Below are 14364 nucleotides of genomic sequence, written 5' to 3'. Positions count from 1 at the left end.
TTTCAAAATAAACTTTGATAAAATGAACATACAATGTGCGAAAGAGACGGCTGAGCCGGCTCAGTCGATGGAGGATTAAAAGATGACAGATCAAAAGAAATTAGTACTTGTGGATGGAAACAGTCTCGCTTATCGAGCTTTTTTTGCTTTACCGCTATTATCAAATGATAAAGGCGTACATACAAATGCCATTTATGGCTTTGCGATGATCTTAATGAAGATGCTGGAAGACGAGAAGCCGACTCATATGCTCGTAGCATTTGATGCGGGTAAAACCACCTTCCGTCACGAGACCTTTAAGGAATATAAAGGCGGAAGACAAAAAACTCCGCCAGAACTATCAGAACAAATGCCGTTCATCCGTGAGCTATTAGATGCTTATCAAGTGAAAAGGTACGAGCTTCCGCAATACGAGGCAGATGACATTATCGGCACACTGGCTGTAGAGGCAGAAAAGGACGGCTTTGAGGTCAAGATCTTCTCAGGAGATAAAGACTTAACGCAGCTTTCAACAGACCATACAACAGTAGCCATTACGAAAAAAGGGATCACAGAAGTAGAATATTACACACCGGCACATATTGAAGAGAAATACGGACTCAGGCCAGATCAAATCATCGACATGAAAGGGCTGATGGGAGACTCATCAGACAATATCCCTGGCGTGCCTGGTGTCGGTGAAAAAACAGCGATCAAATTACTAAAGCAGTTTGAAACGGTTGAAAATCTGCTTGATCATATTGACGAAGTCAGCGGGAAAAAGCTAAAAGAAAAGCTTGAAGAATATAAAGAACAAGCGGTGATGAGTAAAAAGCTGGCGACGATTCTCGTAGAAGCACCAATAGATGTATCAAGCAAAGAGCTCGCCTATGAAGGTCCTCACATGGAGCAGGTCATCTCGCTTTATAAAGAACTGGGCTTTCAAACACTGCTAGAGCGTTTAGGAGAAGCGCCAGAATCAGATGAACCAGTTGAAATAGACGAAATAGATGTGAAGAAAATGACAGATGTCACGGAGGACATGCTGACAGATCACGCTGCACTTGTGGTAGAACAGCTAGGGGACAATTATCACGAAGCCGATTTGATAGGGTTTGCGATCCATAATGAGAACGGTGCATTTTTTATGACAAAAGAAGATGCTCTGCAATCTGAAGCGTTTAAACAATGGGTACAGGATGAAACGAAGAAGAAATGGGTCTTTGATTCCAAAAGAGCGGTTGTTGCACTCAGATGGCATGATGTTGATCTTAAAGGTGTCGATAACGATGTCCTGCTCGCTTCTTATGTGGTCAATCCGCAGAAATCCTATGAGGACGTTGCAAGTGTGGCGAAGGAATATGGCCTAAATATTGCCCTTTCCGATGAAAAAGTTTACGGAAAAGGAGCGAAACAGGCGATTCCACCTGAAGAAGAGCTAAAAGACCATCTTGGAAGAAAAGCAGCAGCGATCTCTGCGCTGCATGATTTGACCCTTGAAGCGTTAGAAAAGAATGATCAGCATGAGCTGTATGAAGATTTAGAGTTGCCACTTGCCCTCATCTTAGGTGAAATGGAATCTCTTGGGGTAAAAGTAGATGTTGAACGCCTTCAGAAAATGGGTGAAGAACTCACGAAGAAGCTGAAGGAATATGAAGAAACCATTCATCGGTTAGCAGGAGAAACATTTAACATCAATTCACCGAAGCAACTTGGTGTGATTTTATTTGAAAAATTAGGACTACCAATTATCAAAAAGACCAAAACAGGCTACTCTACGTCTGCGGATGTCCTTGAAAAGCTTGAAGACAAGCACGAAATTATCCGGTCCATTCTGCATTACCGTCAAATAGGAAAGCTGCAATCCACTTATGTGGAAGGCTTAATGAAAGTGACGCGCAAAGATACGCATAAAGTGCACACAAGATTTAATCAGGCACTTACACAAACAGGAAGACTAAGCTCAACAGACCCAAACCTTCAAAACATCCCGATTCGTTTAGAAGAAGGCCGAAAAATTCGTCAAGCGTTCGTTCCGTCAAAAGAAGGCTGGCTCATGTTTGCAGCTGACTATTCTCAAATTGAGCTGCGTGTACTCGCGCACATTTCTCAAGATGAGAACTTGATTGAAGCCTTTACGCAAGATATGGATATTCACACGAAAACAGCAATGGATGTGTTCCATGTCTCAGAAGAAGAAGTGACTTCCTCTATGAGAAGACAGGCCAAAGCTGTCAACTTCGGAATCGTGTATGGAATTAGTGATTATGGACTGTCTCAAAACCTTGGGATTACAAGAAAAGAAGCAGCGGCCTTCATTGAACGTTATTTAACAAGCTTTAAAGGCGTGAAAACTTATATGGAAGACATCGTGCAGGAAGCAAAACAAAAAGGGTATGTGACCACGCTTCTTAAACGTAGACGATATATCCCAGATATCACAAGCCGTAATTTTAATGTGAAAAGCTTTGCGGAAAGAACGGCAATGAACACACCGATCCAAGGCAGTGCCGCCGATATCATCAAAAAAGCGATGATTGATATGGCACGAAAGTTAAAAGAAGAGAATCTGCAGGCAAATCTGTTATTGCAAGTGCACGATGAACTGATCTTTGAAGCGCCAAAAGAAGAAATCGCCATATTAGAAAAAATCGTCCCAGAAGTCATGGAAAGCGCACTTCAGCTCGATGTGCCGCTAAAAGTCGATTTCGCTTCAGGCCCATCTTGGTACGACGCAAAATAAAGAGAGAGAAAAAGGAGCGAGGAGCATGCCGGAATTACCAGAGGTTGAGACCGTCCGGCGCACTCTTCAGCGGTTAGTAAAAGGAAAAACGATTGAAACGGTCGATATCAAATGGCCAAATATCATCAAACGTCCTGGGGAACCGGAAGAGTTCGCTAGAAGGATGGTAGGAGAAACCATTCAAACCATTGAAAGAAGAGGGAAGTTTCTACTCTTTCATTTAGACCACTATGTGATGGTCTCCCATTTAAGAATGGAAGGGAAATACCGTGTACATGAAACGGGTGAGCCTTATGATAAACATGTACACGTCGTCTTTACGTTCACAGATGGTACCGAACTTCGGTATCATGATGTCCGTAAATTTGGGACGATGCATCTATTTCAGCCAGGCGAAGAAGAAAAAGAACTTCCGCTATCACAGCTGGGGTATGAACCTTTTTCAGACTCATTTACACCAGACTATTTATGGGAGCAATTAAAGAAAACCTCCCGCGTGGTCAAAACGGCTTTACTTGATCAAAAAATCGTGGTAGGCCTCGGTAATATTTATGTAGATGAAGTGCTGTTTAAATCAGGCATTCATCCAGAAACAAAAGCGAATCAGCTAAGTCTTGCATCTTGCAAGGTGCTCCACAAACATATTATTGACACACTTCAAGTGGCTGTTGATGCAGGAGGTAGCACCATTCGTTCCTACATCAATTCACAAGGTGATATTGGGACTTTTCAGTTACAGCTTCTTGTATATGACCGGCGGGGAGAACCTTGCCAGACGTGCGGAAGTATCATAGAAAAAACAGTGGTTGGAGGGCGCGGCACTCATTTTTGTGTGACCTGCCAAAAACGCCCTTCATAAAAGTAAGCCGTCAGCATGCTTCCTTTTTGCCATGCATACGATAAAAAACATTCTTTTTTCAGCAAGGTGTAGACTGACACACAGCCCACCTGCTCTTCATATAGTGAAGAAGAGTCTAAGGACGCCTAGAGACTCTTGATCATCGTTGCATGAACAGAAAGGAAGAGTACAGGTATGATTTCGTTTTCGCTTCTGTTTTTAGCTATTGCCGTCAGCATTGACAGCTTTTCTGTAGGTTTTACGTATGGTCTTCGCAAGATGAGGATTCCATTTAAAGCCATCGTTATTATTGCTTGCTGTTCAGGAATTGTGTTGCTCATTTCCATGCTGATTGGCAGCCTGCTCACGACATTCCTCCCTGTCTCAGTGACAGATAAACTGGGTGGAGGCATCTTAATTGCCATCGGACTTTGGGTTCTGTATCAATTTTATAAACCAGCGAAAGAGCGTGATTTGCTCCTTCATGAAAAAACACTTCTCAATGTAGAAGTGCAGTCTCTTGGGCTTGTCATTCACATTTTGCGAAAGCCTACAAGTGCAGATATTGACCGCTCTGGCACCATTAATGGAATGGAAGCGGTGCTTCTTGGAATTGCTTTATCCATCGATGCATTTGGTGCAGGGATTGGTGCAGCGATTCTTGGTTTTTCTCCAATTGTCATGAGCATCACGGTCGCTGTGATGAGTTCTCTTTTTGTATGCATCGGACTGCGTGCAGGTCATTATTTGGCCAATTGGCGCTGGATCGATAAACTCGCATGCTTACCAGGGCTGTTGCTCATTTTAATTGGGGTGTGGAAGCTGTAAAGGAGGAAACGAATTGACGCTCGTCATTGGATTAACAGGCGGGATTGCTAGCGGAAAAAGCACAGTCTCGCAGATGATAAAAGAGAAAGGCATTCGGGTGGTGGATGCTGATATCATTGCAAAAGAAGCGGTTTCTAAAGGATCGGCTGCCCTTCATCAAATCGTTCAAACTTTTGGTGAAGAGGTTCTTTTGCCAAATGGTGAACTGAACCGGCAGCAGCTTGGAGCGATCATTTTTTCTGATGAAGAGAAAAGAAAAAAGCTCAATGCCATCGTTCATCCTGAAGTCAGAAAGGAAATGCTCGAGCAGCGTGATGAAGGGGTGAGCAACAATGAAACATTTGTTGTGCTTGATATCCCGCTCCTATTCGAGAGCAAGCTAGAAGGGCTAGTCGACCGCATCATCGTTGTGTACACGACGCCTGAATTGCAGCTGTCGCGGCTCATGAATCGAAACGACCTGAGCGAGGAAGAAGCACTGAATCGCATTCACTCCCAGCAGCCTCTTGAGGAAAAATGCCAAAAAGCAGACCGTGTGATAGAAAACACAAAAGATCTTGCTTTTATTAGAAAGCAATTAGAGAACATATTAAACGAATGGGAACATACAGATAAGTAAGAGTACATACAGTACTCTTCTTTTTTTATGCTTTTTTCGTCAATTTCATTGCAAAGAACAGCCCTTTTTTGAAAATATACGTTTATATACTGGCAATTACATTCTAATGTGATATACTAATTTCATAAATAAATTTATTGAGTATAACACATAATAGAGGAGTGACCTGTTCATGAAGGTAAAAGCAGCGATCAATGGGTTTGGCAGAATTGGACGCATGGTCTTCAGAAAAGCAATGCTTGATGATCAAATTCAAATTGTAGCGGTGAACGCAAGCTATCCTGCCGAAACGCTAGCACATTTAATTAAATATGACACAAATCATGGACGTTACGAATGCGATGTGACAGCAGAAGATGACGCGTTGATTGTCAATGGCAAAAGAGTGCTTTTGCTCAATAATAGAGACCCAAAGCAGCTTCCATGGGGAGAGCTTGGGATTGATATCGTGATCGAAGCAACAGGGAAATTTAATTCAAAAGATCAAGCGATGGGCCATATAGATGCTGGAGCGAAAAAGGTCGTACTTACAGCTCCAGGTAAAAATGAAGACGTTACAATTGTGATGGGTGTCAATGAGGATGATCTTGATCCTGAAAAGCACGTAGTTATTTCAAACGCATCTTGTACAACAAACTGCTTAGCACCAGTTGTCAAGCTGTTAGATGATGAATTTGGCATCGACAACGGCTTAATGACAACGGTTCATGCTTATACAAATGATCAAAAAAATATCGACAACCCCCACAAGGATTTGCGCCGGGCAAGAGCATGTGCCCAGTCCATCATTCCAACGACGACGGGTGCCGCTAAAGCGCTTTCTTTAGTGCTGCCGCACATGAAAGGGAAATTACATGGACTTGCACTTCGCGTACCGGTTTCAAATGTGTCGATGGTTGATCTTGTGGTCGACTTGAAAAAAGATGTCACAGCAGAAGAGGTAAATGCTGCCTTTGCAACGGCTTCAAAAACATCTCTTGCTGGCATATTAGATTACACAGATGAACCACTTGTCTCCACAGACTTTAACACAAACCCTTATTCTGCTGTCGTTGATGGACTTACAACGATGGTGATGGAAGGCAGAAAAGTAAAAGTTCTTGCATGGTATGACAATGAATGGGGCTATTCTTGCAGAGTGGTTGATCTTGTAAAGTTTGTTGGTTCCCAGATGAAAGAGCTTTCAGCTGTTTGAAATGAAGAAGACTGAACGTCCCTTTTCAAGAAATGAGAGAAAATCCCACTAAAAACACAGCTTGCAAAATGGGTCTAAACAAAGTATACTATTTTTCGTGAACTTCTTGTTCGCAGACTCATTCGGGTATACTTAAAGGGTTAGGACCTCTTTGGACTAACTTTCCCCCGTGGTATATGTCCGGTCCGGCTGCTTAGAACTTCACTCTTTCATTCTTGTTTAAGGGGGGTCCATGATGGAAACAATCGGACGTCACGTTATCTCCGAGTTATGGGGATGCGACTGTGATAAACTGAACGACATGGATTTTATTGAAAAAACGTTTGTAAATGCAGCTTTGAAATCAGGAGCTGAAGTAAGAGAGGTTGCTTTTCACAAATTTGCACCTCAAGGAGTAAGTGGAGTTGTCATTATTTCTGAATCTCATCTGACAATTCACAGCTTTCCTGAACATGGTTATGCGAGCATAGATGTTTATACTTGCGGCGATCTAGATCCGAATATTGCAGCAGATCATATCGGAGATGAACTAGGTGCTGAAACAAGAGAAAACATCGAAATTCCTCGAGGCATGGGACCTGTACAAGTGAAACAGGCGCAAGCCAAAGCACTGTAAACATAAAAAAGATTGCAATGGGAGCTGGCCAAAAGCATTAAATGCCTTTGTGTTATGCTCCTTTTTATATTTGTTCCATACACGGGCATCCAGCATGATCCAACCTGTCTATACTTTTGTTCTAGGAAAACAAAGGTTTTTTTTATAAAATAAAGAAGAGGGTTTATGACAAAGGGGATACGTGTATGACTTTAGGACAAAAGCTCAAACGATTCATTTCAAATCATACAGAAACATCTGACCATCATCCAGTGTCAGAGCTGAAAAGCCATTACTACAAATCGACACAAACTCAAGTTTTCCAAGCGGTAGAAGCCGTTCTTTCAAGAAACGATTCCTATCAAGTGACATCTGTTTCAGCAGAACGAGGTGAAATCAGCGCAAACATACGAACGCCGAAAAAAGCTTTTCTCGTGGCGACTGTCATTTCAATTCGTCCTTTTGAAACAGCTGTCGATTTTAATGTGACAACAGAAACAGCGCTGCCCACAGACTTTGGCTACAGTCAAAAGGCTGTTTTGTCCCTCTATAAAGAACTAGACAAACAACTTCCAAGAAGAGATCGGAGCTGATGAAATGAAATGTCCCACATGTCAGCACCTTGGCACAAGGGTGCTTGATTCAAGACCAGTAGATGAAGGGAAGTCCATCCGTCGCAGAAGAGAGTGTGAAAGCTGTCAATATCGCTTCACGACGTTTGAAAAATTAGAAGAATTGCCATTGATTGTGGTGAAAAAAGAAGGAATTCGAGAAGAATTCAGCCGGGAAAAGATGCTGAGAGGCCTCATCAAAGCGTGTGAAAAACGTCCTGTCGCTTTAAAACAGCTCGAGGATGTCTGCTTTAACATCGAGAAGGAATTGCGTAACCAAGGCATGTCAGAGGTGAAAAGCGAGCTTGTAGGGGAAATGGTGATGGACGAGCTGGCGAAAATTGATGAAGTGTCTTACGTCAGGTTTGCCTCGGTTTACCGTCAATTTAAAGATATCAATGTATTTATTGATGAATTAAAAGATTTATTAAAGAAAGAACGCTAAAAAAGAGCTGAAGATTCTTCATGCTCTTTTTCCTGCGTAAAGCGTAAAACGCAAAAAGAGTGTACAATGAAGACAACCGTATTAAGGGAGGATCAGCATATGACAGAGCATTGGAAGGAAGTGCTAGCCGTCGATCCGTATGTCGTCAAAAGCGCTTCATTGCTCGGTGACATCGATAGACAGCTTATTACTCTTTTATATCAGCCGCTTATTGGCATGTCCGCTTTCAGTTTATACATGACGCTGTGGGGAGAGCTGGAACAAAATCGAATGTGGGGGAAACCCGCACCTCACCGTCAGCTGATGGTGATGCTGCAAACGAACTTAAATGATATTTTTGAGGAGCGCTTAAAGCTTGAAGCGATCGGATTACTCCGCACATATGAACAGGAAACGGAAGAAGGCAGACTGTTTACATATGAGCTCGTGCCGCCGCTGAGACCGGATGAATTTTTCCAAGACGGTATGCTGAATGTCCTTTTGTATCATCGGGTAGAGAAAGCAAAATATATGCAGCTTCGTGATTATTTTTCTTATCCAGGAGTTCCTGCTGATGCAAAGAACATCTCCCGATCGTTTGAAGAAGTGTTTCACGTCTTGCAGCCAGGAGAGCGCAAGATGACAGAGGAAATCAATCAGGCGTCATCGCTTGACGAGGGCTACGAATATGTGACAGTTGGCTCAAGTCAGCCTGCACCGCTTTCAGATGAATCTTTTGATTTTGATCTATTGTTAGCAGGCATGTCGGATATGATGATTCCGAGAAAGGCTTTGACAAAGCAAGTGAAAGAGACAATTAAGAAGTTAGCGGTCGTCTATGGCATCACCCCGCTGCAAATGCAAAATATTGTCGCAGGTGCCTGTGGCTCAGATCAGATGATATCAACTGAGGATCTGCGAAAAGCAGCGAGAGACTGGTATCAAATTGAATACAGAGGCGAACAGCCGAAGCTGATTGATCAAAAACAGCCAAGACATTTACGTCACAATGTCACGCAGAATTCAGGTGCAGATGCACCTGATGCGAAATTGATTGAAAAGCTTGATCATATTTCGCCTAGAGAGCTTCTAAAAGATATGGCAGATGGCATTGAGCCGACGTATGCAGACTTAAGAATTGTTGAAGATATTATGCTTGAGCAGCAGCTAGAGCCTGGGGTCATGAATGTCCTGATCTACTATACACTGCTAAAAACCGATATGAAACTGTCTAAAACATATATGCAGAAAATCGCCGCCCACTGGGTGCGAAAGAAAATCAAAACCGTGGCAGCTGCTATGAAAATTGCCAAAGAAGAGAATAGGCAAATGACAGAATGGGCGCAGCAAAAAAATAAGCGTCAATCATATGGGTCAGGAAAAGTGATCCGCGAGGAGAAGCTGCCTGACTGGATGAAAGAAGCTGAAACGAAAGAACAGCCAAAAGAACAGACAGATAACTTGTCTACAGAGGACCTCGAACGAGAAAAAGAAAAATTGTTAGATCAGTTTAATAATATGAAAAAGTACAATGCACATTAATGTGAGGTGAGATGGAGATGAAACCGATCGGTCGTTCATTTGATCAGCTAAAAGGGCGGGTAGATTTTCGCGTGAGATACAATCAGATTAAAGAAAGTGTCCTAGCTGATGAAGATGTAAAAGCTTTTTTAAAGGAGCATCAAGAGGACATCCAAGAAGACATGATCAATCGCAGCTTGAACAGGCTCTTTGAATATGTACAACAATCAAAGGGTTGTTCTTACTGCTTAGAGGAAGAGAATGTAAATGTCATTTTAGACGGGTATCACCCGAAGCTTGTGATCAAAGGTCAAAGCATTGATATTGAATATTCCCCTTGTCCTGTCAAACTGCGGCTTGATAGACAGAAAAAACAGCAAGAACTCATGAAAAGCATGTACATTCCGCAGAATGTTCTTCAAGCGACGTTTGCTGATTTAAATGTGGTTGGAAGACAAGAAGTCATTCAAAAAGTAGGTCAATTCCTGCAAAGTTATGATGAAACAGGTAAGGGGAAAGGCCTCTATTTACATGGAAAGTTTGGGGTCGGAAAAACATTTATTCTGGCAGCGATTGCGCAGCAGCTAGCGGTAAAAGAGTATCCATCTCTCCTTGTATACGTGCCTGAATTTGTGAGAGAGTTAAAAAATTCGTTAGCCGATCATACACTCGAAGAGAAGCTGAATATGGTCAAGTCTACACCGATTTTAATGCTTGATGATATTGGAGCAGAGTCGATGACAAGCTGGGTACGAGATGAACTTTTAGGAACAATCTTGCAATACCGCATGGCAGAGCAGCTGCCGACTTTTTTCTCTTCTAATTTCTCACCGAATGAGTTAAAGCATCACTTTACGTACTCGCAGCGCGGGGAAAAAGAAGAGGTGAAGGCAGCTCGATTAATGGAACGTATTCTCTACCTAGCTGAACCAGTTCTGCTTGAAGGGGAAAATCGCCGTCATTTATAAAAAGATAGGTCACGTGAAGGGGAGCGGATGAAATGAATAAAAGAAAATGGCTGCTTTTCCTCGTGATTGGCGTTCTAGCTGCTGTGTTATGGTGGCTCAACAAACAGCATCTTCAACTGTCGCCGAAAGATGTGAAGAATTGGATTCTTCAATTTGGGATGCTAGCTCCCTTTGTCTTTCTTTTCTTATCACTTTTTCGTCCATTTGTGCTTGTCCCTCTCACCGTCTTTTCATTAGCAGCAGGTTTGGCATTCGGCAGTGTCCTTGGGACCATTTATGCCTTAGCTGGTGCGACAGCAGGTGCAACAGGATCTTTCCTGCTTGCCTCAACCTTCCGTTCAAACAAGCAAGAAACTGAATCAAGCAATCGGAAGCTAAAAGCGGTGACGTCCCGTATTCAAGAGCATGGATTTCTTTATATCCTCTTATTACGCATTGCGCCCATTCACTTTGATTTTGTCAGTTATGCCGCAGCAGCTTCACGTGCGAATTATCGTGCATTTGCGGCAGCTACTTTTTTAGGATTAATACCTGGTACTGTGGCGTTAAATGTCCTTGGATCAAGCTTTGTGAGCGGAAATTATGCCGCCTTAGCGATTGTTTGTTTGATTTATTTGATCTTTATCTCAGTGCCACTGATTTTAAAAAGAAAGATGCCTGATTTATTTTAGGCGTCTATTTTTTATGTTCCCCCCATATATATGTAACAGATGTCGTTAGGGGGGACAAACATGCTTGAAATAATCTTTGAAGATGAATATGATACCGCCGCTTTTTTACATCTTGCTGAACACTTGGACAGTCGGCATCACATTTCGATTCAACAAGGGAAAGACCGGCTTCTCATAGAAGCGAAGAAATCAGGAGAAGCCATAGAGCACATTGTGCGGACATTGCTGATTCACTTTTTTTTGGAATGCAAAGAAAATGAACGCATGCGCAGCATCCTTGAAAACACATACTTATTTAAAGATCCAGAAGAGCAGCACCAAATTCTTTCAATCGCACATAGCATCATGAAAGGGGATCTAGATGATATCCCTGGAATTCATCAAGACCCACCGAGGGAGGATCTGTTAAAAAAAGAGCTTGAGACGATTTCTTTACAGAAAGGTGTTTTTTCCATTGGTTCATTTATGACATTTAGGCTCTCAGCGTATGACAGAAGGCTGAAGAACTATGTTGAAGTATCCATCGAAGAATATAAAATGGAACAAGAATATCAAAACTTTATTCAATCCCTTCGAGACTATGTGATGTCAAGAGAACCTAAGCTTGAAAAAGTACATGTTGTGCATCAGGACCGCCTGATGATTTGGGAATTTCGGTACGCTTCTGAGCGTGATCAAAAACAATACATAGACAGACAGTTTGTAAGAGAGCATCCAATGTATATTGATTCGCAGTTGATTGCACCGCTTGTATCCATTGCGCCACAAAAAATTGACCTATTTACAGATGATACAGGTCACTCGATGGTGCAAACCATTCAAAATATTTTTCAAGAAAGAGTCGAGGTATTCCCGCCTCATTCGTTTCAAGAACAGCATGTACAATTTGTTCCTAGCCATTTGGAAAAGAAAAGTGAAAAGCTTTCTTGATTTTCACGAAAAAACGTTTTATAATACGGTGTAACTTCATACAGAGACCGTATTGATAAGGACATGAACAAATGAACACCCGCTTAAAGAGAGGGAAGCCGCGGCTGAAAGCTTCCTAGCAGAGGACCATTTGCTTTACCACCTTTGAACATCAGCTGTGAACTGTTTAGTAATAGCTGACGGGAATTCCCGTTATTGAACCACAAGCCGTATTTGCTTTTGACAAAGCAAGCTGCAAATACGGGAAAAAGGGTGGAACCACGATTCCGTTTATTCAACCTCGTCCCTTTCCAGGGGGCGGGGTTTTTATATTGCCAAAAAAAGGAGTGACTAGAGATGTCAGAACAAATTCAACTTACATTTCCCGATGGAGCAGTCAAGGAGTTTGACAAAACAGCTACAACAGAAGACATCGCGGCATCAATCAGCCCAGGCCTAAAGAAAAAAGCGCTTGCCGGTAAATTGAACGGCAAAGAAATAGATCTGCGTACGCCGCTGTTAGAAAGTGGAACAATTGAGATCATCACAGATAAGAGTGAAGAAGCGCTCGATATTATGCGCCACAGCACAGCGCATTTACTAGCACAGGCAATCAAACGCATTTATGGAAAAGAGCATCACGTCCAGTTTGGCGTAGGCCCTGTCATCGAAAATGGCTTTTACTATGATGTCGACATCGATGTAGCGATTACACCTGAAGATTTACCAAAGATTGAAAAAGAAATGAAAAAAATCATTAACAGCAATTTGCCGATTGAGCGCGTTGAAGTTTCAAGAGAAGAAGCGAAAGCACGCTTTGAAGCAATTGGCGATGAATTGAAGCTCGAGTTGTTAGAGGCAATCCCGGAAGGCGAAGCTGTCACAATTTATGAGCAGGGTGAATTCTTCGATCTATGCCGCGGCATTCACTTGCCGTCTACAGGGAAAATCAAAGAATTCAAGCTGTTAAGCCTTGCAGGTGCTTACTGGAGAGGCGACAGTAACAACCAAATGCTTCAGCGTATTTACGGAACAGCTTTCTTCAGCAAAGAAGAATTAAACGAGCATTTACGTCTGCTTGAAGAAGCAAAAGAGCGCGATCACCGTAAACTAGGAAAAGAATTGAAACTGTTTGCGAACTCTCAAAAGGTGGGCCAAGGTCTTCCGCTCTGGCTGCCAAAAGGGGCAACAATCCGCCGCGTCATTGAGCGTTATATTGTTGATAAAGAAGTACGCCTTGGTTATGAGCATGTGTATACACCCGTTCTTGCGAGTGTGGAATTGTATAAAACATCAGGCCACTGGGCGCATTATCAAGAAGATATGTTCCCGGTCATGGAAATGGACAACGAAGATCTTGTCCTTCGTCCAATGAACTGCCCGCACCATATGATGATTTATAAAAATGAACCTCATAGCTATCGTGAACTGCCAATTCGGATTGCAGAGCTTGGAACAATGCACCGCTATGAAATGTCAGGCGCTTTATCCGGCCTTCAACGTGTTCGCGGGATGACATTAAACGATGCCCATATCTTTGTTCGTCCAGATCAAATCAAAGATGAGTTCATCCGTACAGTTCGTTTAATTGAAGAAGTGTATCAAGACTTCGGCTTAAATGATTATACGTTCCGCTTATCTTACCGTGATCCAGAGGATACAGAGAAGTATTTTGACGATGATGCGATGTGGAATAAAGCACAGTCTATGCTGAAAGATGCAATGGACGAGCTTGGACATGACTACTATGAAGCAGAAGGCGAAGCGGCATTTTATGGTCCGAAGCTTGACGTCCAAGTAAAGACAGCCCTTGGAAAAGAAGAGACTTTGTCTACTGTACAGCTAGACTTCTTACTTCCAGAGCGTTTCGATCTCACATATATCGGAGAAGATGGAAAACATCATCGTCCGGTTGTCATTCATAGAGGAGTTGTGTCCACAATGGAACGCTTCGTTGCCTTCTTAATTGAAGAATACAAAGGAGCTCTTCCAACATGGCTGGCACCTGTACAATTCCAAGTCATCCCGGTTTCACCATCTGTCCATCTAGATTACGCGAAAAAAGTGCAAGAACGTTTGCAGCTTGAAGGACTGCGTGTAGAACTAGACAGTCGTGATGAAAAAATAGGGTACAAAATTAGAGAAGCGCAAATGCAAAAGATTCCGTACATGCTGGTTGTCGGTGATCAAGAAGCAGAAAATGGCGCGGTCAATGTAAGAAAATATGGGGAACAAGATTCAGAAACAATGGACCTCGAAGCTTTTGTGAAACATGCAGTCGCAGAAGCAAAAAAATAATGAAGGCAAACGAAACAGTCAGTGATCTCATCTCTTGAGGTTGCTGGCTTTTTTCTTATGGAAAAAAATTCTCCACTGGTGATCCAAGTGCGCAAATGATACGTTTAGATAGTACGAAAGTATGGGTAAGTATGTACTATTAGATAGAGGCAAATTGGGGGAATG

At 42.5% G+C, this 14364-nt stretch carries 13 protein-coding genes and 1 other annotated feature; all 13 genes read left to right on the top strand.

Going from position 1 to position 14364, the window contains the following annotated elements:
• Nucleotides 1–82: 82 nt before the first annotated feature.
• Nucleotides 83–2722 carry a DNA polymerase I gene (gene polA, locus MHB38_RS13575; protein ID WP_341003678.1) on the top strand — a complete coding sequence of 880 codons (2640 nt, stop codon included), beginning with the start codon at nucleotides 83–85 and terminating at the stop codon, nucleotides 2720–2722.
• A 25-nt stretch (nucleotides 2723–2747) separates the two neighbouring features.
• Nucleotides 2748–3581 carry a DNA-formamidopyrimidine glycosylase gene (gene mutM / locus MHB38_RS13570; protein ID WP_007501686.1) on the top strand — a complete coding sequence of 278 codons (834 nt, stop codon included), beginning with the start codon at nucleotides 2748–2750 and terminating at the stop codon, nucleotides 3579–3581.
• Nucleotides 3582–3755: 174 nt separating this feature from the next.
• Nucleotides 3756–4388 carry a sporulation membrane protein YtaF gene (ytaF, locus tag MHB38_RS13565; protein WP_007501684.1) on the top strand — a complete coding sequence of 211 codons (633 nt, stop codon included), beginning with the start codon at nucleotides 3756–3758 and terminating at the stop codon, nucleotides 4386–4388.
• A gap of 13 nt (nucleotides 4389–4401) precedes the next feature.
• A complete protein-coding gene (coaE, locus tag MHB38_RS13560) occupies nucleotides 4402–5007 on the top strand; it encodes a dephospho-CoA kinase (protein WP_024718656.1) in 606 nt (201 codons plus the stop codon).
• A 172-nt stretch (nucleotides 5008–5179) separates the two neighbouring features.
• Nucleotides 5180–6202 (top strand): glyceraldehyde-3-phosphate dehydrogenase, encoded by a 1023-nt coding sequence (locus tag MHB38_RS13555; protein ID WP_008346043.1) that lies wholly within the window; start codon nucleotides 5180–5182, stop codon nucleotides 6200–6202.
• A 235-nt stretch (nucleotides 6203–6437) separates the two neighbouring features.
• Nucleotides 6438–6818, top strand: coding sequence for an adenosylmethionine decarboxylase (speD, locus tag MHB38_RS13550; protein WP_003216492.1), 381 nt, complete (start codon nucleotides 6438–6440; stop codon nucleotides 6816–6818).
• A 185-nt stretch (nucleotides 6819–7003) separates the two neighbouring features.
• Complete coding sequence (locus MHB38_RS13545) at nucleotides 7004–7390, top strand: hypothetical protein (protein ID WP_017358264.1); 387 nt, start codon at nucleotides 7004–7006, stop codon at nucleotides 7388–7390.
• Between the two features lie 4 nt (nucleotides 7391–7394).
• A complete protein-coding gene (gene nrdR / locus MHB38_RS13540) occupies nucleotides 7395–7853 on the top strand; it encodes a transcriptional regulator NrdR (RefSeq protein WP_003216720.1) in 459 nt (152 codons plus the stop codon).
• A gap of 99 nt (nucleotides 7854–7952) precedes the next feature.
• Nucleotides 7953–9374, top strand: a complete 1422-nt coding sequence (locus MHB38_RS13535) for a replication initiation and membrane attachment family protein (protein ID WP_017367826.1) — start codon at nucleotides 7953–7955, stop codon at nucleotides 9372–9374.
• Nucleotides 9375–9391: 17 nt separating this feature from the next.
• Nucleotides 9392–10321 (top strand): primosomal protein DnaI, encoded by a 930-nt coding sequence (dnaI, locus tag MHB38_RS13530; protein ID WP_008346034.1) that lies wholly within the window; start codon nucleotides 9392–9394, stop codon nucleotides 10319–10321.
• A 32-nt stretch (nucleotides 10322–10353) separates the two neighbouring features.
• The gene (locus tag MHB38_RS13525; protein WP_007501676.1) at nucleotides 10354–10992 is read left to right on the top strand and encodes a TVP38/TMEM64 family protein; all 639 of its coding nucleotides are present in this window, start codon (nucleotides 10354–10356) and stop codon (nucleotides 10990–10992) included.
• Between the two features lie 60 nt (nucleotides 10993–11052).
• Complete coding sequence (gene ytxC / locus MHB38_RS13520) at nucleotides 11053–11922, top strand: putative sporulation protein YtxC (RefSeq protein ID WP_008346029.1); 870 nt, start codon at nucleotides 11053–11055, stop codon at nucleotides 11920–11922.
• Nucleotides 11923–11965: 43 nt separating this feature from the next.
• Nucleotides 11966–12213: a binding site (T-box leader), on the top strand.
• Between the two features lie 45 nt (nucleotides 12214–12258).
• A complete protein-coding gene (thrS, locus tag MHB38_RS13515; RefSeq protein ID WP_046527303.1) occupies nucleotides 12259–14199 on the top strand; it encodes a threonine--tRNA ligase in 1941 nt (646 codons plus the stop codon).
• Nucleotides 14200–14364 lie beyond the last annotated feature (165 nt).

Source organism: Bacillus sp. FSL K6-3176, assembly GCF_038003325.1.
Lineage (GTDB): Bacteria > Bacillota > Bacilli > Bacillales > Bacillaceae > Bacillus > Bacillus altitudinis.
This window is presented reverse-complemented; position numbering and strand designations above follow the sequence as displayed.

Coding starts and splice junctions, on each gene's coding strand:
- MHB38_RS13555 (WP_008346043.1), top strand. CDS start 5,180: ATGAAGGTAAAAGCAGCGATCAATGGGTTTGGCAGAATTGGACGCATG.
- MHB38_RS13545 (WP_017358264.1), top strand. CDS start 7,004: ATGACTTTAGGACAAAAGCTCAAACGATTCATTTCAAATCATACAGAA.
- nrdR (WP_003216720.1), top strand. CDS start 7,395: ATGAAATGTCCCACATGTCAGCACCTTGGCACAAGGGTGCTTGATTCA.
- thrS (WP_046527303.1), top strand. CDS start 12,259: ATGTCAGAACAAATTCAACTTACATTTCCCGATGGAGCAGTCAAGGAG.
- speD (WP_003216492.1), top strand. CDS start 6,438: ATGGAAACAATCGGACGTCACGTTATCTCCGAGTTATGGGGATGCGAC.
- polA (WP_341003678.1), top strand. CDS start 83: ATGACAGATCAAAAGAAATTAGTACTTGTGGATGGAAACAGTCTCGCT.
- MHB38_RS13525 (WP_007501676.1), top strand. CDS start 10,354: ATGAATAAAAGAAAATGGCTGCTTTTCCTCGTGATTGGCGTTCTAGCT.
- mutM (WP_007501686.1), top strand. CDS start 2,748: ATGCCGGAATTACCAGAGGTTGAGACCGTCCGGCGCACTCTTCAGCGG.
- ytaF (WP_007501684.1), top strand. CDS start 3,756: ATGATTTCGTTTTCGCTTCTGTTTTTAGCTATTGCCGTCAGCATTGAC.
- ytxC (WP_008346029.1), top strand. CDS start 11,053: ATGCTTGAAATAATCTTTGAAGATGAATATGATACCGCCGCTTTTTTA.
- MHB38_RS13535 (WP_017367826.1), top strand. CDS start 7,953: ATGACAGAGCATTGGAAGGAAGTGCTAGCCGTCGATCCGTATGTCGTC.
- dnaI (WP_008346034.1), top strand. CDS start 9,392: ATGAAACCGATCGGTCGTTCATTTGATCAGCTAAAAGGGCGGGTAGAT.